Origin of the sequence: Pseudomonas sp. BNK-15, from assembly GCF_047456105.1 — a bacterium.
GTDB lineage: Bacteria > Pseudomonadota > Gammaproteobacteria > Pseudomonadales > Pseudomonadaceae > Aquipseudomonas > Aquipseudomonas putida_E.
This window is the reverse complement of record NZ_CP179898.1, coordinates 4,736,177-4,755,900: the sequence shown is the minus strand read 5'-3', so window position 1 is coordinate 4,755,900 and position 19,724 is coordinate 4,736,177. Positions and strand designations below refer to the sequence as shown.

General features: G+C 62.0%; 19 protein-coding genes. 11 read left to right on the top strand and 8 right to left on the bottom strand.

Annotated features, from left to right (window positions below; translation table 11 throughout):
- Positions 1-49 precede the first annotated feature (49 nt).
- Positions 50-1,078, bottom strand: a complete 1,029-nt coding sequence (locus tag ACMGF5_RS21745; protein ID WP_414157199.1) for an alpha/beta hydrolase — start codon at positions 1,076-1,078, stop codon at positions 50-52.
- Between the two features lie 220 nt (positions 1,079-1,298).
- Between ACMGF5_RS21745 and ACMGF5_RS21740 the strand changes: the two genes are divergently transcribed.
- The 3 genes from ACMGF5_RS21740 (at position 1,299) to ACMGF5_RS21730 (ending at position 3,821) form a co-directional block, all read left to right on the top strand.
- On the top strand, positions 1,299-2,246 hold the full coding sequence (locus ACMGF5_RS21740) for an AraC family transcriptional regulator (protein ID WP_119689017.1): 948 nt from the start codon (positions 1,299-1,301) through the stop codon (positions 2,244-2,246).
- 229 nt (positions 2,247-2,475) lie between these two features.
- The gene (locus tag ACMGF5_RS21735) at positions 2,476-3,171 is read left to right on the top strand and encodes a 3-oxoacid CoA-transferase subunit A (RefSeq protein ID WP_414157198.1); all 696 of its coding nucleotides are present in this window, start codon (positions 2,476-2,478) and stop codon (positions 3,169-3,171) included.
- 8 nt (positions 3,172-3,179) lie between these two features.
- Positions 3,180-3,821: a 3-oxoacid CoA-transferase subunit B gene (locus tag ACMGF5_RS21730; protein WP_012314450.1), complete on the top strand. Its 642-nt coding sequence runs from the start codon at positions 3,180-3,182 to the stop codon at positions 3,819-3,821.
- 174 nt (positions 3,822-3,995) lie between these two features.
- On the opposite strand, the gene ACMGF5_RS21725 is transcribed toward ACMGF5_RS21730, so the two are convergent.
- On the bottom strand, positions 3,996-4,373 hold the full coding sequence (locus ACMGF5_RS21725) for a VOC family protein (RefSeq protein WP_119689016.1): 378 nt from the start codon (positions 4,371-4,373) through the stop codon (positions 3,996-3,998).
- 198 nt (positions 4,374-4,571) lie between these two features.
- Between ACMGF5_RS21725 and ACMGF5_RS21720 the strand changes: the two genes are divergently transcribed.
- The gene (locus tag ACMGF5_RS21720; RefSeq protein WP_414157197.1) at positions 4,572-4,763 is read left to right on the top strand and encodes a hypothetical protein; all 192 of its coding nucleotides are present in this window, start codon (positions 4,572-4,574) and stop codon (positions 4,761-4,763) included.
- Positions 4,764-4,796: 33 nt separating this feature from the next.
- On the opposite strand, the gene ACMGF5_RS21715 is transcribed toward ACMGF5_RS21720, so the two are convergent.
- The 3 genes from ACMGF5_RS21715 to ACMGF5_RS21705 form a co-directional block, all read right to left on the bottom strand.
- The gene (locus ACMGF5_RS21715; protein WP_115274912.1) at positions 4,797-5,030 is read right to left on the bottom strand and encodes a hypothetical protein; all 234 of its coding nucleotides are present in this window, start codon (positions 5,028-5,030) and stop codon (positions 4,797-4,799) included.
- A gap of 87 nt (positions 5,031-5,117) precedes the next feature.
- Entirely contained in the window at positions 5,118-6,740 is a 1,623-nt protein-coding gene (locus tag ACMGF5_RS21710; RefSeq protein ID WP_119689014.1) for a methyl-accepting chemotaxis protein, read from the bottom strand.
- 204 nt (positions 6,741-6,944) lie between these two features.
- Positions 6,945-7,751 (bottom strand): outer membrane protein OmpK, encoded by an 807-nt coding sequence (locus ACMGF5_RS21705; protein WP_080952116.1) that lies wholly within the window; start codon positions 7,749-7,751, stop codon positions 6,945-6,947.
- Positions 7,752-8,396: 645 nt separating this feature from the next.
- Here ACMGF5_RS21705 and ACMGF5_RS21700 point away from each other — a divergent pair.
- From ACMGF5_RS21700 to ACMGF5_RS21675, 6 genes are all read left to right on the top strand, one after another.
- Positions 8,397-9,410 (top strand): ABC transporter substrate-binding protein, encoded by a 1,014-nt coding sequence (locus tag ACMGF5_RS21700; RefSeq protein ID WP_414157196.1) that lies wholly within the window; start codon positions 8,397-8,399, stop codon positions 9,408-9,410.
- Positions 9,411-9,449: 39 nt separating this feature from the next.
- A complete protein-coding gene (locus ACMGF5_RS21695; RefSeq protein WP_115274915.1) occupies positions 9,450-10,475 on the top strand; it encodes an aromatic ring-hydroxylating oxygenase subunit alpha in 1,026 nt (341 codons plus the stop codon).
- 66 nt (positions 10,476-10,541) lie between these two features.
- Positions 10,542-11,396, top strand: coding sequence for an ABC transporter ATP-binding protein (locus tag ACMGF5_RS21690; protein WP_161872641.1), 855 nt, complete (start codon positions 10,542-10,544; stop codon positions 11,394-11,396).
- A gap of 111 nt (positions 11,397-11,507) precedes the next feature.
- Entirely contained in the window at positions 11,508-12,236 is a 729-nt protein-coding gene (locus ACMGF5_RS21685) for an ABC transporter permease (RefSeq protein WP_172655317.1), read from the top strand.
- Positions 12,237-12,252: 16 nt separating this feature from the next.
- Positions 12,253-13,683, top strand: coding sequence for an amidohydrolase family protein (locus tag ACMGF5_RS21680; RefSeq protein WP_119689009.1), 1,431 nt, complete (start codon positions 12,253-12,255; stop codon positions 13,681-13,683).
- Positions 13,680-14,624, top strand: coding sequence for a PDR/VanB family oxidoreductase (locus ACMGF5_RS21675; protein ID WP_012314440.1), 945 nt, complete (start codon positions 13,680-13,682; stop codon positions 14,622-14,624). The genes ACMGF5_RS21680 and ACMGF5_RS21675 overlap by 4 nt, the downstream gene beginning before the upstream one ends.
- A 13-nt stretch (positions 14,625-14,637) precedes the next feature.
- On the opposite strand, the gene ACMGF5_RS21670 is transcribed toward ACMGF5_RS21675, so the two are convergent.
- Complete coding sequence (locus ACMGF5_RS21670; protein WP_204917937.1) at positions 14,638-15,255, bottom strand: dTMP kinase; 618 nt, start codon at positions 15,253-15,255, stop codon at positions 14,638-14,640.
- A 207-nt stretch (positions 15,256-15,462) separates the two neighbouring features.
- Between ACMGF5_RS21670 and ACMGF5_RS21665 the strand changes: the two genes are divergently transcribed.
- Positions 15,463-17,115, top strand: coding sequence for a mechanosensitive ion channel family protein (locus tag ACMGF5_RS21665; protein ID WP_115274921.1), 1,653 nt, complete (start codon positions 15,463-15,465; stop codon positions 17,113-17,115).
- Here the strand turns inward: ACMGF5_RS21665 and aspT are convergent.
- A complete protein-coding gene (gene aspT, locus ACMGF5_RS21660; protein WP_414157195.1) occupies positions 17,108-18,796 on the bottom strand; it encodes an aspartate-alanine antiporter in 1,689 nt (562 codons plus the stop codon). The two genes, ACMGF5_RS21665 and aspT, sit on opposite strands and share 8 nt — an antisense overlap.
- Positions 18,797-18,886: 90 nt before the next feature.
- Positions 18,887-19,564 (bottom strand): DUF3313 domain-containing protein, encoded by a 678-nt coding sequence (locus ACMGF5_RS21655; protein WP_125923164.1) that lies wholly within the window; start codon positions 19,562-19,564, stop codon positions 18,887-18,889.
- Positions 19,565-19,724: the final 160 nt, after the last annotated feature.

The window sequence follows — 19,724 nt, the reverse complement described above, 5'->3', positions numbered from 1 at the left end:
CGCAGGTGCCCAGGCCCAGGGCAGAGGCTGGGCCTGGCGATGGCGTCAGTTACTTGAGGTGTTCGCCAAAGAACGACGTCAGCTTGCCGAAGGGAATCAATGCGACGCGGTCATAGAGATCGACGTGGCCAGCGCCCGGTACGATCACCAGTTCCTTGGGTTCGCCGGCAAGGCGATACGCCTCTTCACTGAACTCACGGGAGTGTGCGTCCTCTCCCGCGATGAACAGCATTGGGCGTGGCGAGATCGTCTCGATGTCATTGAACGGGTAGAAGTTCATGAACCGGACATTACTGGTCAGCGTGGGATGCGTCGTCACAAGCGGCGACAACCCTTTGGGCGTGAACTCACCCCGGGGCGTGCGGTAGAAGTCGTAAAACTCGCGTTCGATGGCATTGGAGTGCTCGGTCAGCTTGTCGACCGTGCCACTGGTGTACAGGGTGTCACCGCCGGCAAACTCGACATCCCGCTGAGCTGCTGCTTCAGCTATGGCCTTCTTGCGTTGCTCGACCGTGACCGCGTGCTTGAGGCCGTTGCGATTGGCGGCGCCCATGTCGTACATGCTGACCGTGGCAATGGCTTTCATTCGCGGGTCAATCTTCGCCGCACTGATGGCAAAGCTGCCACTGCCGCAGATGCCCAGCACGCCGATCCGGTTGCGATCAACGAAACCCTGAGCGCCGAGATAGTCGACCGCCGCACTGAAGTCTTCGGCGTAGATGTCCGGGGCTACCAGGTTGCGCGGACGCCCCTCACTTTCACCCCAGAACGATAGATCGATGGCCAGGGTGACGAAGCCCTGCTCTGCCAGCTTCTGGGCATAGAGATTCGCGCTTTGTTCCTTAACCGCCCCCATCGGATGGCCGACGATGATGGCAGGGTAACGGGTATTGGGTTTCAGGTTTTCAGGAACGAACAGGTTGCCAACCGTATTCATCTGAAACTGGTTTTTGAAGGAAACCCGTTCGAGTGATACCTGGTCACTCTTATAGAAATTGTCGGCTCCATGGGACATATCGGCGGCTCCTGCAGTGAGTGAACAGGCCATCAAGGCAAACGCTACGAACAAAGACTTCATGCACTCATTCCTGTCTGCTCGAAATGGAAATGGTGCGAGGGGCAGGCTCTGCTAAGCACCCTGGCCACCTCGCCTATAGCCATCTTCGTCGCACAAACCGCTTCATCAGTAGAGCAAACGGGTAGTTTTATTGCCTAAATCTCCAGCTCGTACCGGCTGGGCATGGACAGATGACGCAACGCGACCGTAATGTTTTCCACAAGATGATCGGAAGCTTCCTATGCCTGCCACCACACAACCGCGCCCCCCTGCGAACCCGCTGGCCACGCTGTGCGAGGTAATAGGCGCACACGCGCCCACAGCTGGCGACTTCACGACACACATCGCAGATCTCAGCGTCTACCGACGTAACGCACCGGCCCCACCGATTACCTGTATCGTCGAGCCGAGTGTCGTGCTGGTGGTACAGGGCGCCAAGGAAATGGTCATCGGTAGCGAGGTCTTCCCCTACGACACGAGCCGCTTTCTAGTCACCTCGCTGAACATCCCCGCTAACTCGGCGGTGACGATGGCCAGCGAGCAAGCCCCTTGCCTCGGCCTGGTATTCAAGCTCGACCTGCGCACACTGGCGGAACTGATCGCACAAGATGGTCGTTTGGCGGTGAGTGGTCAGTCCTTTCACACCAGCGCTGGAGTGGGTGAATTAGGCCCGAAGTTACTGGAGAGCTTCAGCCGCCTGATCGAGCTGCTCGAGGAGCCTGACGCGATACCTGTGCTCTGGCCGCTCATTCAGCGGGAAATCCACTATCGTTTGCTGCTGAGTGACCAGGCCCCCCTCCTGCGCTACATCGCCTCCGTGGGCAGCAAGGGCCACCGGATCGCCAAGGCCATCGACTGGATGAAGCTGAACTACGCCGCGCCGCTGCGGGTGGACGAGCTGGCTTCCCAGGTGCAGATGGGACTCTCGACCTTCCACCAGCATTTTCGTCAGCTGACCGCTATGAGCCCCCTGCAGTACCAGAAGTGGCTGAGGTTGAACGAAGCGAAACGGTTGATGCTAAACGAGCATCTGGATGCCGCCACCGCGGCCTTCAAGGTCGGCTATGAAAGCCCCTCGCAGTTCAGCCGCGAGTACGGGCGCCAGTTCGGCACACCGCCAAAGCGCGATATCGCAGAACTGCGCCTGAGCGCGGAAAGATCAGCTGCCTCCACACCCAGCGTGCCCTGAGCCCAGCGCTCAGGAAACCGTCCACTACGCGATGCAAACAACCGCTCGTAGATCGCACAATAGTTCGATAATCGCACACCATCCGCTTCCCCCCTCTCTACTTGTGCCCGATCTTGCGGCACGCTTAGCACAGTCAGCAAACATTTCCCAAGCGCTGACTGGCCCCCATGTCAAAGGGCGCGCCAGGCAGGCCCACAACCCATACTCCAGGAACAACCAGGAGCTCGCTTTGATCAATAAAACCTATGAGTCCATCGCCAGCGCGGTGGAAGGCATCACCGACGGGTCGACCATCATGGTCGGTGGTTTTGGCACTGCCGGCATGCCGTCCGAGCTGATCGATGCTCTGATCGATACCGGTACCCGCGACCTGACCATCATCAGCAACAACGCCGGCAATGGCGAGATTGGCCTGGCCGCCCTGCTCAAGGCAGGCAGCGTGCGCAAGGTGTTCTGCTCCTTCCCACGCCAGTCCGACTCCTACGTCTTCGACGAACTGTACCGAGCCGGCAAGATCGAGCTGGAAGTGGTGCCGCAAGGCAACCTGGCCGAACGCATCCGCGCAGCGGGCTCGGGTATCGGTGCATTCTTCTCGCCGACCGGCTACGGCACTCTGCTCTCCGAAGGCAAGGAAACCCGCGAGATCGATGGCCGCCAGTACGTGCTGGAAATGCCGCTGCACGCCGACTTCGCGCTGATCAAGGCGTACAAGGGTGACCGCTGGGGCAACCTGATCTACCGCAAGGCCGCGCGTAACTTCGGCCCGATCATGGCCATGGCCGCCAAGACCGCCATCGCTCAGGTCGACCAGATCGTCGAACTCGGCGAACTGGACCCGGAACACATCATCACCCCGGGCATCTTCGTGCAGCGCGTGGTCGCCGTTACCGGCGCTGCTGCTTCTTCGATCGCCAACGCTGTCTGAGGCCTGCCATGACCATTACCACAAAACTTTCCCGCACCCAGATGGCCCAGCGCGTGGCCGCAGACATCCAGGAAGGCGCATACGTGAACCTGGGCATCGGCGCGCCTACGTTGGTGGCCAATTTCCTGGGTGACAAGGAAGTGTTTCTGCACAGCGAAAACGGCTTGCTGGGCATGGGCCCGAGCCCCGCGCCGGGCGAGGAAGACGATGACCTGATCAACGCCGGCAAGCAGCACGTGACCCTGCTCACCGGTGGTGCTTTCTTCCACCACGCCGACTCCTTCTCGATGATGCGTGGCGGCCATCTGGACATCGCCGTACTGGGCGCCTTCCAGGTGTCGGTCAAGGGCGACCTCGCCAACTGGCACACCGGCGCCGAAGGTTCGATCCCGGCCGTAGGCGGCGCGATGGACCTGGCCACCGGCGCGCGCCAGGTGTTCGTGATGATGGACCACCTGACCAAGTCCGGCGAAAGCAAGATCGTGCCTGAGTGCACCTACCCGCTGACCGGCATCGGCTGCGTCAGCCGCATCTATACCGACCTGGCCGTGCTGGAAGTGACGTCCGACGGCCTGAAAGTGGTAGAGATCTGCGCTGACATCGACTTCGACGAGTTGCAAAAGCTCAGTGGTGTGCCGCTGATCAAGTAAGCCACGCAAACTGTCTGCATCCGCCTGGCGGCGAAGGGGCCGAAAATGCCCATGGCCGCCAAAGCGGTTTCCTACTGCGCTATTCCAGCGACCCTTTTCAACCGCTTCAAACCCTTGCCGGGCGTTGGTCTCGTCACGCTTGCTGAGGCCGTCCTCAACCACTGCCACGTCCAGTCACAACTGCTCGGAAATCTCGATCAGGTTGAGATCCGGGTCGCGTACGTACACGGAACGGATAGGGCCTGTCGCACCGGTTCGCTGAATCGGGCCCTCAATAATTGGCCAATGCTGACCCTCAAGGTGCTCGATAACCTCTTCGAGGCTGACACTGGCGATGAAGCACAAATCCAATGCTCCAGGAACAGGCAGATGGGCTTTTGGCTCGAACTCATGCCCCCGTACATGAACATTGATCTTCTGATTGCCGTAGCAGAACGCCAAACGTCCTTGGCCGAAGGTCTCCAGGCGCATGCCCAGCACGCGGATATAGAAGTCTTTACAAGCGTCGACATCGACAGTGGTCAGCACCAGGTGGTCCAGATGGTCAATCACTTCGCGATCTCCGATTCTGTTGGGGGTTTAGAGACGTGCAGGGCGTCCGCCGGCAACTCTTGAAGGCGCCACCCTGTTTTCGTTGCCCCCGGAATGAACGTTTTACCCACTTGACCACTCCATGTACCGCGCCATCATTGCCGGTCGATTCAAAGGCGCGATGAAGGATCCTGCGCGTGTTCCATGGAGAGGAAGATCATGAGTGTCACCCTGAAATGCCTCGAGTGCGATGGGCAAGATCTGGTAAAGCCGGGCAGGCTCCACAGAAAGTCGATTATCACCTGCAGGGAGTGCAATGCCATCGCCCAGTATGGTGACCTGTTGGAAGCAGCGGGTCGACGGTTGCTGGGCGAGCTACAGCAGCAGCTGGCCGGGTTGAAGGCAGGCTGACCACCCTGCTCTCCCGTAACCCGCTCACAAGGCCTACTTGCCAGGATGTACTTCGACCTTGGTAATTTCCAGCGCCTTGGCCTGCTGCAGAATCTCCTTCGGGGAGGCGTGCGCGGCAGGCATCACGAGGCTATTCTCACCATCCCCGTAATGCAGCACGATCAAGTGCAACGCTGCTTCGTGAACGGGGAGCCCGCTCTGCTTGAGCTCGAACGAGTGGTCACGCGGTTCGCCCTTGAAAAGGTACGTCAGGTTGTACGTGTGCATGCTGACCTCAATGATGCTGGATAGGTAAGTATCCTGACCAGAGGGTCAGCATATGGTTCGACTCAGGCCGACATCATTGCGCAGTAGTCACAGCCGAAACCGCTTCATCATCCCGTTCAAGCCAATCGACAAGCTGGCCAACTCCTGGCTCGCCGTGCTGATCTGGCCCGCACCCTCGGAGGTCTGCACCGCAAGATCCCGAATATTCAACAGGTTACGATCGACTTCTCGAGCCACTTGTGCCTGTTCTTCAGTGGCACTGGCCACCACCAGGTTGCGCTCGTGAATCGTTGTCGCACCATCGGTGATCTCATCCAGTGCCTGCCCGGCCAACTCAGCTACCTGCAGGGTATGCCCCACCTGCTGGCTATTGCTGTGCATCGACTCCACCACCCGCGCCGTACCGCTGCGAATGGCATTGATCATTTCCTCGATCTCCAGCGTCGAGCTCTGGGTACGCGCCGCCAGCGCGCGGACTTCATCCGCCACCACAGCAAAGCCGCGGCCCGCTTCACCTGCCCTCGCCGCCTCGATCGCTGCGTTGAGCGCCAGCAGGTTGGTCTGCCCGGCAATTGCACCGATCACATCCAGCACCTTACCCACTTCCTGGGACTGCACCGACAGCGCTTCGATCTGCCGCGACGCCTCATGTACATCGTGGCTCATCTTGCCGATCGAACTGATCGCCTCACCCACCCGCTGACGGCCGCGACGCGCCGCGTCTTCGGACTGACGCGAGATTTCGGAGGTGCTGACGGTGTTGCGCGCCACTTCTTCCACCGCGACGCTCATCTGCGTGACGGCGGTAGCGGCTTGCTGGATCTCGTCGTTCTGGCGGTTGAGGTCGCGGGAGGTTTGCTGGGTAATCGCCGACATCTGCTCGCTGGCCGCGGCCAGCTGATGAGAAGAATCGCCGATCAGCCGCAGGGCATCCTTCAGGCTGGCCTGCATGGCCGCCAGGGCATGCATCAACTGGGTCGCCTCGTCGCGGCCGGTGGCATTTACGGTATGGGATAGATCGCCGTCGGCAATGTTCTGCGCCACTCCAATGGCTTCACGCAGCGGGCTGACGATGCTGCGGGTCAGCAACCAGGCAAGGCCGATGGTCAGCACCAGCACCAGGCCGATCACACTGAAGGTCAGGTACAGGGCACGCTGGTACTCGGCGCGGGCATGCGCGGTGTGCTGTTCTGCGGTGTCGCTGCTGAACTTGACCAGGTTGTCGTACAGCTCACCGATTCGGTTGGAGATGTCCTGCATGGCGCCGCTGAGCATCGCCTGCATCTGCGGTACCTGGTTTTGCTCGGACAACCCCTTGTACTGGTCGAGCAGCACACGGTACTGGTCGATCAACCGCTGCATCTCGGCAAAGGCCGGCTTGCCCGCCGCCGGCACTACCGCACCGTAGCCCTCGACGCCCTTGTCGAGCAGGCCTTTGAGCACCTCCAGGCGCGCCAGGGTAGGCGTCAACTGCGCGGGCTCGCGGGCAATGGCCATGCGCAGGGTGATGATGCGCAGGCCCAGCATGTGGCTGCGGACTTCACCCAGGTAGCGGGTGCCGACGTTGGTCACCTGCTCGGTGTACACCACGGCTTCGCGCATGCTGGAGATCTTGTTGATGGAAAACAGCCCGAGCACCACGACCAGGGCGGCGATCAGGCTGAAACTCAGGTAAGAGCGGGTAGCGATGTTGAGATGGCGCAAGCGCATGAGGACATATCCGGGTGGCAGTGGGATGTACTACCCATTACGTTCGGCATGCAGAGGCCAATGTTGAGTGCTTGAAGGGAGTTAGCGCCCGATAATCGAACATTATTGGTTTTGCGGTGGCAGGCATCGAGCGCCGCACGGACGACGCTCGATCTTCATATCCTATAAAAACATGGAGATACAGTAATATTCTGATGTAATTGCTTAGAAATGCGCCTTGACCAACACACTCACCGCATTCTGATCCGTCGGGAATCCGTGGCTATCCTCGATCCCGTACTTGTCCGACCAATAATCCCACTCCAGCCCCGCATAAAGCCGCTTCGGCGTGTGCCCGAGGGCCTTGCCCACGTCGTACTTGAACTGCGGATTGAAGTGGAAACTCTTGGCCACGTAATCCGACGTGCCCTTGCTGCCAACGTCATTCACATACCACTCCAGGTACCCGTCAAACAGGATGTCCGATCGCCCTAGCGGTAGGGTCATTGCCCAGGTCGGGTTGATCTGCCATTGCCCCGATGCCTTGCCGGTAATCCCGTCAGGCTTGCGGTAATAGGTATTGAGCGAGAAGCGATCGAACCCCGGGATAGTCAAGTCCACGGCAGGCCCCAACAGGTATCTGCGAGTGCGCCCCTCGCCGCGCTCGTAGGTAGCGGCAATCAGTACATCCTTGACGATGCCAAAGCGCAGGTTCTGCCCGCTGACCTTACCCAGCGACAACCGCGGGGAGAACTCACCGTAGTAGCTGTGCCCGTCATTGCCCGACAAGCCGTTGGACCACTTGTTGTCGACGAACAGAAATACATCCCCCCAAGTCCAGCCGCTGGCGTGTTCGAAGGTGACGGTTTGCTGAATGTCGTTGCCGGTGCCGTCGACTTTGTAGTTGTGGCCGTACAGGTAGCTCAGGCTGTTGTCGTACCACATCAGCGGGCCGGCCTGCGCGCCGGAACTGGCCAGGGCACAGAGGGGCAGGAAGCAGTAGCTTAGGCAGGCAAGAGGGTTGAGTTTCATGTGCATCCCTTGGGTCGAGGTCGGTGAGGTTCACCAGCAAGGGATTCAGCGGACAGACCTCTCCTCTGGCCACGTTGCAAACCGTGGCGCCACCCTTGCCGGGTGTGCGGCGTGATGCCGCCAGAGCAATGTCCCATGCCATTTCGGCACTGACCGCTTCTACTCGACTGTGCCCTAGCAGGGGGCGTGCCAACTGATCGAATACAGTCTAGCTCAGTGATTGTGGCCAATTTAATAAATTAGTGAGCACCAAGCCGGCTCAGCATTGCGCACTTTAATGGCGCCGAGCGCTCCTGCCTTGCACCTTCCCGGATCACTGCTCTGCCCTTGCAATACCCGCCCGGCCCTGAACAGCCCGGCTTTGGCGGTTTGCGTACATTGGCACGCTTCTCGCTTCATCTGCCTTCGAGTAGAAGCGGTCAGTGCCAGAAATGGCATGGGGCATTGCTCTTGCGCCTTGAATTGGGCGTACATCCGAGCGGATGATTTGCGCGCGGCCTCACGGCCTTGGGCAAGTAGAGAAATGTCGGCCGTGGCTGCTGCATGCTGTGTGCACCCTCCTCTTGCTGCGTTCTCTCTCCGCTCGGTTTTCGCTGGCGTGTTCCCCAACACCTGGCGCATTTCGAATCGAGGTGGAGAACAATCATGAAAAACCGCTTTGCTTTGACTTACCCGCTTCGCTCGCTGCTTGGCGCAGCAGTGTTCAGCTGCGCCTCCCTGGCCATGGCCAACGACAAGGTCGTGTTGCTCACCTCCTGGTACGCCCAGGCAGAACAGGGCGGCTTTTACCAAGCTGTGGCCGATGGCTTGTATGAGAAAGAAGGCCTGGATGTGTCCATCCGCATGGGCGGCCCGCAGGTCAATGGCATGCAGTTGCTGGTCAGCAAGCAAGCCGACTTCATCGTCAACTACGACCTGCAGATCCTCAAGAGCGTGGAGCAAGGGCTGCCGGTGGTCGCGGTGGCTGCGCCCTTCCAGGGCGACCCGCAGGGCTTGATGACGCACGCCGATGTCAACGGCCTGGACGGCCTGCAAAACAAGCAGGTGCTGGTGTCCACGTCCGGCCAGCAAACCTGGTGGCCCTGGCTCAAAGGCAAGTACCAGCTTCAGGACAGCCAGGCACGGCCTTACACCTTCAACCTGCAGCCCTTCCTCGCCGGCGCCGACACCACCCAGCAAGCCTACGCCAGTTCGGAACTGTTCCAGGCCATCAAGGCAGGCCAGAAACCCAACTTCTTCCTGTTCGCCGATGCAGGTTACCCGCCCTACGGCTCCACCGTGGTCACCCGCCAGGACGTCATCGACCAGCATCCCGAGCGCGTCGCCGGGTTTGTCCGCGCCTCGCTCGAGGGCTGGAAACGCTACCTGGACAACCCCGCAGCGGGCAATGCGCTGATCAAGCGCGACAACCCCAACATGAGCGATGAGCTGCTGGCTTGGGGCGTCTCGACGCTCAAGCAATACCAACTGGTCACAGGGGGCGACGCTGCCAGCCACGGCATCGGCACGATGAACGACGCCCGCTGGCAGGCCACCCGCGACTTCATGGTCCAGGCCGGCCTGCTCGGCGCCGCCGCCCCTTGGCAAAAGGCCTATACCACCCGCTTCGTGCAAGGCCTGAACGTGCAGCCCGACACCGTCCAGGCCGCCAGCCGCTGAGCCTTACAACAACACTTAATACCGTGAGGAAACTGGATCATGCTGGTCACCAAACAACCTGTATTGCGACGCTTCTGGTACGCCCTGCTGCCCATGACAGCCCTGGACGACGGGCCAAAACCCTTCACCTTGCTCGGTGAAGCCCTGGTCCTCTGGAAGCGCCCCGATGGCACCCCGGTAGCGATGCGCGACCGTTGCTGCCACCGCACCGCCAAATTGTCCAAGGGCTTTGTCAGCGAAGACGGCAATATCGCCTGCGGCTACCACGGCTGGGAATACGACTGCAGCGGCACTTGCGTGAAGATCCCGCAGAACCCGACTGGGGCGATCCCGCCGGGCGCGGCCGTCAAGGCCTACCATTGCCAGGAAAAGTATGGCTATGCCTGGGTCGCGCTGGACGATCCGCTGCAGCCGATCCCCGACTTCCCGGAAGACGGCGCCCCCGGCTACCGGCGCATCTTCCAGTTCTACGAAGAGTGGAAAACCAGCCCGCTGCGGGTGATGGAAAACTCTTTCGACAACTCGCATTTCTCCTTCGTGCACAAGGCCAACTTCGGCCTGTTCGACCAGCCGCAACCGGCCAGCTATGAGTTTCGCGAAACCGATTACGGCTTTGAAGCCGAAACCCGCGTGCCTATCCGCAACCCTGAAGAAAGCTTCGCCATTACCGGCACCCGTGCGCCGATCACCGAGCGTCACCTGGTCAATCGCTACTACCTGCCGTTCTCCCGACGCTTTGGCTGCATGTACCCGGACAGCGGCATCCACCACATCATCTACAACTGCGCCACACCGATCGATGACGGCCGGTTGATGCTGGTGCAGTGGCTCTATCGCAACGACAGCGAGGCTGACTGCCCGACCCAGGCGCTGATCGACTGGGACGCGGCGATCACCGCCGAAGACCGTGACATCCTCGAGGCCACCGACCCGGACGCCTGCGTCGATACCCGGCGGCGTGTCGAGCTGCACATGCCCTCGGACAAGCCAGGCCTGGTGATCCGCCGGCAACTGCTGGGCCTGCTCGAAGCCCATGGCGAAAGCGAAGTGTTCGCCAGCCACTGACCGCCTGTTCGGCGCCCCGGTGTACCGGGGCATACACAACCGCTCATGACCTTTGGGGAGAGCGCCATGTTGATGCAGACCCTGTCCGAAACCTGCGCCCAGCTGCAGGCACCACCCAACGCCGACGCCTTGGGTAGCGACACGCCACTGTTCGCCAACCAGGTCGAGAAGACCTACAGCAACGGCACCGTCGCCTTGCACCGCGTCAAGCTGGCGATCCAGCGCGGCGAGTTCGTGTCGTTGCTGGGCCCCTCCGGCTGCGGCAAAAGCACCTTGTTGAAAATGTTCGCCGGCCTCGAACAACCCTCGGCCGGCCATGTGCGCTGGTGGGGCAAGGATGCCCCAGGCAGCGATCCACAGGCCAGCGGTGCTGGCCGCAGCCTGGCGATGGTGTTCCAGGAGGCGACCTTGATGCCCTGGGCCAGGGTGCAGGACAACGTGCGCCTGCCGCTGGACCTGGCGGGCACGCCCAAAGCCCACAGCCAGCCCAAGGTACAGGCTGCGCTGGAACTGGTAGGCCTGGGCGCGTTCGGCCGGGCCTACCCGCGCGAGTTGTCTGGCGGCATGCAGATGCGCGCATCGATCGCCCGGGCGCTGGCCACCGAACCTAACCTGCTGCTGATGGACGAGCCGTTCGGCGCCCTGGACGAGTTCACCCGCAACAAGCTCGACAGCGACCTGCGCCAGCTCTGGGCCCAACGCGACCTGACCGTGGTGTTCGTCACCCACAGCATCTTCGAGGCGGTGTATCTGTCGTCGCGGGTGGTGGTGATGGGCGCGCGGCCCGGGCGGGTGATCGCCGATGTGCCCATCGACGGCCCGCTGGAGCGGGACGAGGCCTACCGCACCTCCCCGGCCTTCATCGCGCAGTGCGCCCACCTGTCCCGGCTGCTGGCCCAGGCCAACGGCGAACCTGCTTGAGCGCCCAACTTCAGAGCACAACCTGAGAGCCCTGACATGAGTCGACCTTCTACCCCCTGGCTACACAACCCCACGGTACTGCGCATCGCTTCGCCGCTGCTGGTCGGCGCGGTGCTGCTGGGCCTCTGGCAGCTGGCCTGCATCGCCTGGCAAGTACCGGTCTACCTGGTGCCGTCACCCGCCGACATTGGCCGCACGCTGATCAGCGACGGCCCCATGTTGCTCGGTGCACTGTGGATGACCCTGAAGATCACCTTCCTCTCGTTCGCCCTCGCAGTCGTCATCGGCACACTGGCCGCATTCGTGTTCGTGCAGAGCCGGCTGGTGGAAGCCAGCCTGTTCCCCTACGCGATACTGCTGCAGGTGACGCCCGTGGTGGCGATCGCACCGCTGATCATCATCTGGTGCAGCGACACCACCCTGGCGCTGGTGATCTGCGCCACCCTGGTCGCGGTATTTCCGATCATCGCCAACACCGTGCTGGGCCTGCGCAGCGTCAACCCGGGGCTGCTCAACCTGTTCCGCCTCAATCGCGCAAGCCGCTGGCAGGTACTGCTGCGCCTGCGTATTCCCAGTGCCTTGCCGTGCTTCTTCGCCGGCCTGCGGATCGCCAGTGGCCTGGCCTTGATCGGCGCCGTGGTGGCCGAGTTCGTGGCCGGCACCGGGGGCACCGGCGCCGGGCTGGCGTACCAGATCCTGCAAGCGGGCTTTCAGCTCAACATTCCGCGGCTGTTCGCCGCCCTGGTGCTGATCGCCCTGACCGGCGTCGCATTGTTCAGCCTGATGGCCCTGCTGGCACGTTTGAGCCTGCGCCACTGGCACGAAAGTGAACTGGGTTAAGCCCTTGGAGCCCCCTATGAAGCATTCCGACAGCTGGCTGATCCGCAATGCCAGTGCCATCCTCACCGGCCTGCGCGGGCCAGCCGCCCGCCACGCCGGGCCGGACATCCGTATCAGCCAAGGGCGCATCGCTGCCCTCGGTGCCCTGCAACCGCTGGCGGGTGAGCAGGTGCTCGACGCCACCGACTGCGTGGTCTACCCAGGTTGGGTGAATACTCACCACCACCTGTTCCAGTCGCTGCTCAAGGGGATCCCGGCGGGCATCGATCAAAGCCTTGGAGCGTGGTTGGGCGCGGTACCCTATCGCTACCGTGGCCTGTTCGATGAGCACAGTTTCCGCCTGGCCGCGCGTATCGGCCTGGTAGAGCTTGCCCGCTCCGGCTGCAGCACGGTCGCCGACCACCATTACCTGTACCTGCCAGGCATGGCCTTCGACAGTGCGCAGATTCTGTTCGAGGAGGCAGAACGGCTGGGCCTGCGCTTCGTGCTCTGCCGGGGCGGCGCAACCCAGGTGCGCCAGGCCGAAGGCGCCGCCAGTGCCGGCCCAGAAACCCTCGAACAATACCTTGATGACGTCGGGCGGCTGGTGCGCAGTTACCACGACCCCGCCCCCGACGCCTGGCGCCGGGTGGTGATGGCGCCCACCAGCCCGCCTTACTCGATGCCGCCAGAGCACCTGCGCGAAACCGCCCGCGCCGCACGCAAGCTGGGCATCCGCCTGCACAGCCACCTGAGCGAAACGGTGGAGTACCAGAACGAAATCCAGCGCCGCTACAACCTGTCACCTGTGGCGTTCTGCGCGGAGCACGAGTGGCTCGGCGCAGACGTGTGGTTCGCCCATCTGGTCAAGCTCAGCCCCGAGGAAATCCGGCTACTGGGCGCCACCGGCACCGGCATTGCCCACTGCCCGCAGAGCAACGGGCGCTTGGGCAGCGGCATTGCCGATATCCTGGCCATGGAAGCGGCAGGCATGCCGATCTCGATCGGTGTGGACGGCGCAGCCTCCAACGAAGCCTGCGACATGATCAGCGAAACCCACGCCGCCTGGCTGATGCAACGGGCCAAGGCCGGCGAGCGGGCTTTGCCCGACTATGCAGGCGGCGAACTGGAAGGCGGCGCCCATGCCGCCAGCGTGGAAGACGTGGTGCGTTGGGGAACCGCCGGTGGCGCGCAGGTGCTGGGGCTGAACGCGCTTGGCACGCTGGAGGTTGGCATGGCAGCGGACCTGGCAGTTTACCGCCTGGACCAGCCCCGCTACTTCGGCTTGCACGACCCGGGAATTGCGCCAGTGGTGGGCGGTGGCCGGCCGACCTTGCGCGCCTTGTTGGTAGGTGGGCGCCTGAGCGTGGACAACGACACGATCCCTGGCCTGGACCTCGCCGAACTGGGTAGCCAGGCCCGTGAAGCCGTGCTGCGCCTGCAGCGGGCTGCGGGGGTGCGCGCATGAGTTGGACCTCCTTGCAAGTACGCGCCTTGCGCCTGGAAGCTGACGACGTACTGGGTGTCGAACTTGGCACACCGGGCGGCGCACCGCTGCCGCTGAGCTGGGCGGCCGGCGCCCATGTCGACCTGCGCCTGGGCAACGGCCTGGTCCGCCAATACTCCGTGGTCAGCCTGCCCGAAGAGGGCCATCTGTACCTGGGCATCAAACGTGAGCCTGCTTCTCGCGGCGGTTCACAGTGGCTGCACGAGCACCTGCGCCTGGGCGCACGGATCGAGGTCGGCACCCCGCGCAACCTGTTTGCCCTGCAACCGGGGGCGGGCCCAGTGACATTGCTGGCGGCCGGGATCGGCATCACGCCCCTGCTGCCGATGTACCGCCAATGCCTGGCGCAAGGGCGGGCGGTGCGCCTGCTGTATTTCACCAAGGACGCGCGACAGCTGCCGCTGATCCAGCGCCAGAACCTGCCGATCGAAGTGTTCAGCGGCTTGCGCGCCGCGCAGGTCAAGCAAGCCTTGAGCGGGCTTTTGCCCGTTTGGCAGCCCCAAGCCAGCCTGTATTGCTGTGGGCCCGCAGGGTTCATGGACAGTGTGGAGCAGGCCGCTTTCGCCCATGGCTGGCCAGCGTCGGCCTTGTACCGCGAGCACTTCAAGCCTGCCGAACCTGCAGCCCAGGCCGACTCCAGCTGCACACTGGTGTTGCAGCGCAGCGGGCGTGAGGTCCAGGTGCAAGCCGGCGAAAGCCTGCTGCAGGCCGCTGCGCGGGTCGGGGTGGACCTGCCCATCTCGTGCGGCATGGGCATTTGCGGTGCGTGCATGTGCCGGGTTATCGAGGGCGAGCCAGAGCACCGTGACGAGTGTCTGACTGAAGTTCAACGCAGCAGCGGCGAATGGATCACGCCGTGCGTCTCGGCGTCGCGCAGTGCGCGCCTGGTGCTGGACGCCTGAAAGCAGGCACGCTCTAAGGGCATCGAAGCACGCCTTGAATCGCTGAAACCACCTGCAGCGTAGCGTCTTCGATCGTCCCTTCATTGCGGCACAACAGCCAGCCGTTCTCTGCGACGGCTCGCTCGAAGGCCTGGGTACAGGCCACATGCTCTTCGAACCTGTGCATCACCGTGCTGCTCAACCCGCGCGTGCGTGCCGTCGCCCTCGCCCATGAAATATCCGGGGCGGTGACGACCCCCACACTCAGGTCGGGTACACGCACATTACTGGCGATGTTGAGGCGCAGGATCTCAGGGAACGGGATCAGCCGGCGAAACGCGGCTTCCGACGGGTACCAGCGGTCGATCAGGATGATGCTGCCCGGCGGTTGTCTGGGCAGCACCTGCTGGGATATCCAGGCACGGCTCTGGGCAAAGCGCTCACAAACCGCCAGCTCAAGGTCCGGGCTGGGGCTTCTGACGAACTGGTTGACCAGGGCCATGGTTTGCGCCCTGAAGGGATCGCTCTTGCGCTCACAGATACGGATGACTTTCAGGCCGTCAGCCCGTAGTGCTTGGGTGACGGCCTCCAACAGTGTGGTTTTGCCGGTGCCCTTGGGGCCGTCCATGGAAATGAACAGCGAGCGGCTCATGCTTCGCACAACGCGTGACAAGCAGCGCTTGCAGGGGGCATATCGTGCAACGGCATCTTGATTCCTTCACGTAAGACAGTGATGAACATTCTATAGCGTGGTGACGTCCGCATCAGTCAATAAAACCGCCCCTTTGCAACACCACTGAAGGTTGCGCGAATCCGACTATGCTGGAAGCAATTCGCACGCGGGCGCCGGGAGTGGAGCATGGGGATCAAGCGTTGTTCAGGATGGTCGGCTTGGCTGATTCTGGGGTTGCACATGATAGTCTCTCCCCTCCTCCATGCGGATAGCGCTCAGCCCGCCACAGGCGTCGAGGGCGTCATCGCCGAACCAGCCGCACTCACGGTCATCAACCGCACTGTGTTCGTCTTTCGGTCTACCTTGCTGGGTGAAACTCCCAAGGCACGCGCCCAGCGCGCAAAGAGCCTGATCGAAGAAACCCTGCAGGAGAACGACGATCTCAAGGTCAGGACCGACCCTATCCTGAACAGCTATCTGGTGCTGCTGGGCGGCCGTCGGGCATTCATCGTTACTCCGCTCGATGCCGCTGCCGACGACATCACGCCAAGGGAGGCTGCCGAACGTGCTGCCGAGAACCTGCGCCTGGTGGTCGAGGAAACGCGCCAGGCACGCAGCCTCAGGTTTCTGTTGACGGCCCTTGGCTACTCGGCGGCCGCCACCCTGGTGTTTTTCCTGTTGCTCAAGGCCGCAGGGCTCAGCCGCCGCAAGCTTCTGGGGCTGTTGCCCAAGCTGATGGGCAAGCACTCCGAACGCCTCAAGGTCGGCCATACCCAGCTGTTCGACATGCAGAATCTCTACTACCTGATCGACCGCTCACTGTGGCTGTTGTACTGGTTGGTCGTGCTGTTGCTCTGCTACCAGTGGCTGGGTTTCGTGCTGTCGCAGTTCCCGTACACCCGTTCCTGGGGCGAAAGCCTCAATGTCCATTTGATGGAGCTGTTCAATTATCTGGTCAGCGGCATTCTGCGCGCCATGCCGGGCCTTGCCGTGGCCGTCTCGATCTTCTTCATCGCCCGCGGCATCAGCGCCTTCTCCAAGCGCGTACTACGGCGCATGGCCCGCCCGGGTACCTTGTCGTGGCTCACAGCCGAAACTCTACAACCCACCATGCGCCTGACCTCGCTGGCCATCTGGCTGTTCGCGCTGGTGATGGCCTACCCGTATTTGCCCGGCTCGGGCACCGATGCCTTCAAAGGGCTGTCTGTGTTGATCGGTTTGATGATTTCACTGGGTGCAACCAGCGTCATCGGCCAGGGTGCAGCCGGTTTGATCCTTACCTACACCCGTACGCTTCGGGTCGGCGAGTTCGTCCGGGTGGGCGAATACGAAGGGACAGTGACCGAAGTGGGGATGTTCACCACAACGATCAGAACCGGGCTTGGTGAGGTCCTGACGCTGCCCAATTCCATGATTACTGGGGCGGTGACCAAGAACTACTCACGTATCGTGCAAGGGCAAGGTTATGTGGTGGACACGGTTGTCACCATCGGCTACGACACGCCTTGGCGCCAAGTAGAAGCCATGCTGCTGGAAGCCGCACGGCGCACCGAAGGCGTACTACAGGAGCCCAAACCACAGGTGTTCCAGACGGCCCTGTCGGATTTTTACCCCGAGTACCGCCTGGTCGCGCAGGCCATTCCCTCTGAACCCCGGCCACGCGCCCTGTTGCTGAGCCTGTTGCACGCCAACATCCAGGACGTGTTCAACGAATATGGCGTGCAGATCATGTCGCCGCATTACCTGGGCGACCCGGAACAGGCCAAATGGGTACCCAAAGAGCAGTGGCATACCGCCCCGGCCAATCCCCAAATCCCTGGGCAAGGCCCGGTCAGCTGACCGTCAGCGCAATGATTACCGGCCCGCAGACCGCGAGCAACACATTGGAAATGGCATAGCACACAGTAAACCCGATGACGGGTGTGTTGCTGCCAGACTGCTCAAGGATCTTGTTCATCGACGCCGCTTCGGTTTGCGCCCCGGCCAAGGCCCCAAACAGGATCAGCGGGTGCAAACGAAGCACGTAATAACCGAAGTACAAGGTCACCAGGGGCGGGATCAAGGTTACTGCCGCGCCCGAAACCAGCAACGCAAGGCCTTGCGTTTCGATCGCGGCCAGTGCGGCCGGGCCGGCCAGCAACCCTACCACAGCGCCAAACGCGGTAAGGCCGAACTCCGAAAATGCCCATTGCGCCGCCGGCGGTAACGCACCGAAGTCAGGGTGGCGCGAGTTGTACCAGCCGATCAGCAGGCCAACCAGCAATACCCCGCCACCCACACCGAGTTCGACAGGGATGATACCGATGTGCGTGGACAGCATGCCGAGCAATGACCCCACGACCAGACCAAGCGCATGAATGGCGATATCGCTCTTGTAAAGGTTCTGGCGCACCCGGCCTACCTGCCCCGCCAGGGCCTCGACACTGCTCGTGCGCCCGGTCAGGGTAATCACATCGCCACGGCGCAGCACCGTCTCGGGCAACAGCGGCAGCTCCAGGCCCTGGCGCGTGATGTCTACGATGTAACAGCCCATTCGCGTGGCGCCGACCAGTTCTTGCTTGATCTGGCGGAGGGTTTTGCCGGCAAAGGTGCGCGAAGTGAGCACAATCTGCGCCGTACGGGTAGCGAAGGACATCGATAGCGGGTCATCCACCTCCGGGCCTATCCACTGACTGAGCGCTGGCACGGCCTCCCGCAATGCGTAAACGCCCAGCACATCGCCACGCTGCAGGCGCACGTGTGCTTCGCGCTCAAGCACCCGACCGTCGCGCACCACCCGCTCGACACTGAGGTTGCGGTGCAAGGCCTCGATATCGGCAATGCTCATGCCCTCCGCCTCAGTCACCGCCAGTTTGTGGGCCCGCACCACGATCCGCGTGTAGGGCACGCCCAAAGCAGCGTCCTCCTGTTCGATACCCAGCGAGCGCTCAAGCTCACGGGCAGAGGCGGCAAGGTCTACGCGAAGCAGGCGCGGTGCGATGCTGCCCACGAATACCACCAACCCAATCGTGCCGAATACATAGGTGATGGCATACGCCACCGCCATGTGGCTGTTCAGTTGTGCCTTGGCGGCTTCGTCGAGCGCGAGCTGGGCAATGGCGCTGCTGGCCGTGCCCATGATCGCCGTGTCGGTCAGCGCGCCAGCGCCAAGCCCGGCAGTAAAGCCGGCATCGAAACCATAAAGACTGTGCGCAGCAAGGATGGTGGCCAACGCCGTGCCGCACAACACCACAGACAGCAGCACCAGCTTCAAGGTGCCGCGGTTGAGGCTGCCGAAGAATTCCGGGCCGCTCTTGAAACCCACCGCGTAGATGAACAACGCAAAGAATACCGATTTGAGCTCATGCGGAACGTCCAGTCCGATCTGCCCAATGGCCAGGCCCATGAGCAAAGCGCCGGCCACCGAGCCCAGGTGGAAGCTGCCAAGGCGTATCCGGCCTATCAGCACACCCAGTGCAATGGCCAGGAACACGGCAATTTCCGGGTTTGCACGCAAGGCGTGAAGTATGAATTCGATCATTGCCGCACCTCCCTGGAAGCGCAAAGGCCTGCACTCCAACACCCATTGACGGCGTCCAAGTACAGGCCTGGGTACACTGCAAACAGCGGGCTATTTGGCCTTGGCTTTCATCTGCAGATAGTACTGATGGACGTCGGATGCCCAGCTGTCCAGCACTTTCTTGGCATCCGAGGCCTGCATGACCTGGCTGCTGTTGTCCAGTTGCTGCCCAGCCCCCTTGCGCACCCCTTGGGCGATGACCTTGTTGGTCTGGGCGTCAATGAAAGCCACCTCCGTGGCAATGGTCGTGTCCTGGTCGCGAATACCGGTAGCGGCGCTGACCCCCGCCGCCACAAGGGCGATCGGAATCACTTCGTAGGGCCGCAACCCCTTGGTCTTGCTGCTTACCCCGGTAATGGCCGGGCGCACGATAATGGTGCCGGCACCCGGTGAAGTGGCCAGCGGCAATGATTTGCCCAGTTCACGTTTGAGCGCCGTGTCGTAGTAACTGGTGATGCCTTGCAGCGTGCTCTGGGGGATTTTCTCGGTTGGTTGCGGCTTGGGATACAGCTGGCTGGGCTCGACATAGAAGGCGGTGTACTTGTTGATATCAAGCTGAGGATCGACCCAGCGCATCACCGGCGCGCCTGAAGGTGATTCCGCTTCTTTCAAGCGACTGTAGTCTTTTAGAAAACCTGAATATTCATCCGGCTGGGTCAACTTGCTGGAGCACCCCACAAGCGTAAGCGAAGCGACACACAGCGTACTTGCCAAAAACGCTAATCTCATTCCCGAAACTCCTGTATGGCCGCACGTGCGCAAGCCGTGACAGACATGAAAATGTAACGTGGCAGTGGCCACTTCCTACCACTGATGCAGTGCAATCAAGCAAGGGTAGTTATAGACCCGGCGCAATGAACTGGCCGACAGATTTACAGATTGTTAGCTG

Bases quoted from the DNA above. Each gene is read 5' to 3' on its own strand.
- ACMGF5_RS21745 (WP_414157199.1), bottom strand. From the start codon at position 1,078: ATGAAGTCTTTGTTCGTAGCGTTTGCCTTGATGGCCTGTTCACTCACT.
- ACMGF5_RS21740 (WP_119689017.1), top strand. From the start codon at position 1,299: ATGCCTGCCACCACACAACCGCGCCCCCCTGCGAACCCGCTGGCCACG.
- ACMGF5_RS21730 (WP_012314450.1), top strand. From the start codon at position 3,180: ATGACCATTACCACAAAACTTTCCCGCACCCAGATGGCCCAGCGCGTG.
- ACMGF5_RS21720 (WP_414157197.1), top strand. From the start codon at position 4,572: ATGAGTGTCACCCTGAAATGCCTCGAGTGCGATGGGCAAGATCTGGTA.
- ACMGF5_RS21715 (WP_115274912.1), bottom strand. From the start codon at position 5,030: ATGCACACGTACAACCTGACGTACCTTTTCAAGGGCGAACCGCGTGAC.
- ACMGF5_RS21710 (WP_119689014.1), bottom strand. From the start codon at position 6,740: ATGCGCTTGCGCCATCTCAACATCGCTACCCGCTCTTACCTGAGTTTC.
- ACMGF5_RS21705 (WP_080952116.1), bottom strand. From the start codon at position 7,751: ATGAAACTCAACCCTCTTGCCTGCCTAAGCTACTGCTTCCTGCCCCTC.
- ACMGF5_RS21700 (WP_414157196.1), top strand. From the start codon at position 8,397: ATGAAAAACCGCTTTGCTTTGACTTACCCGCTTCGCTCGCTGCTTGGC.
- ACMGF5_RS21695 (WP_115274915.1), top strand. From the start codon at position 9,450: ATGCTGGTCACCAAACAACCTGTATTGCGACGCTTCTGGTACGCCCTG.
- ACMGF5_RS21690 (WP_161872641.1), top strand. From the start codon at position 10,542: ATGTTGATGCAGACCCTGTCCGAAACCTGCGCCCAGCTGCAGGCACCA.
- ACMGF5_RS21680 (WP_119689009.1), top strand. From the start codon at position 12,253: ATGAAGCATTCCGACAGCTGGCTGATCCGCAATGCCAGTGCCATCCTC.
- ACMGF5_RS21675 (WP_012314440.1), top strand. From the start codon at position 13,680: ATGAGTTGGACCTCCTTGCAAGTACGCGCCTTGCGCCTGGAAGCTGAC.
- ACMGF5_RS21670 (WP_204917937.1), bottom strand. From the start codon at position 15,255: ATGAGCCGCTCGCTGTTCATTTCCATGGACGGCCCCAAGGGCACCGGC.
- ACMGF5_RS21665 (WP_115274921.1), top strand. From the start codon at position 15,463: ATGGGGATCAAGCGTTGTTCAGGATGGTCGGCTTGGCTGATTCTGGGG.
- aspT (WP_414157195.1), bottom strand. From the start codon at position 18,796: ATGATCGAATTCATACTTCACGCCTTGCGTGCAAACCCGGAAATTGCC.
- ACMGF5_RS21655 (WP_125923164.1), bottom strand. From the start codon at position 19,564: ATGAGATTAGCGTTTTTGGCAAGTACGCTGTGTGTCGCTTCGCTTACG.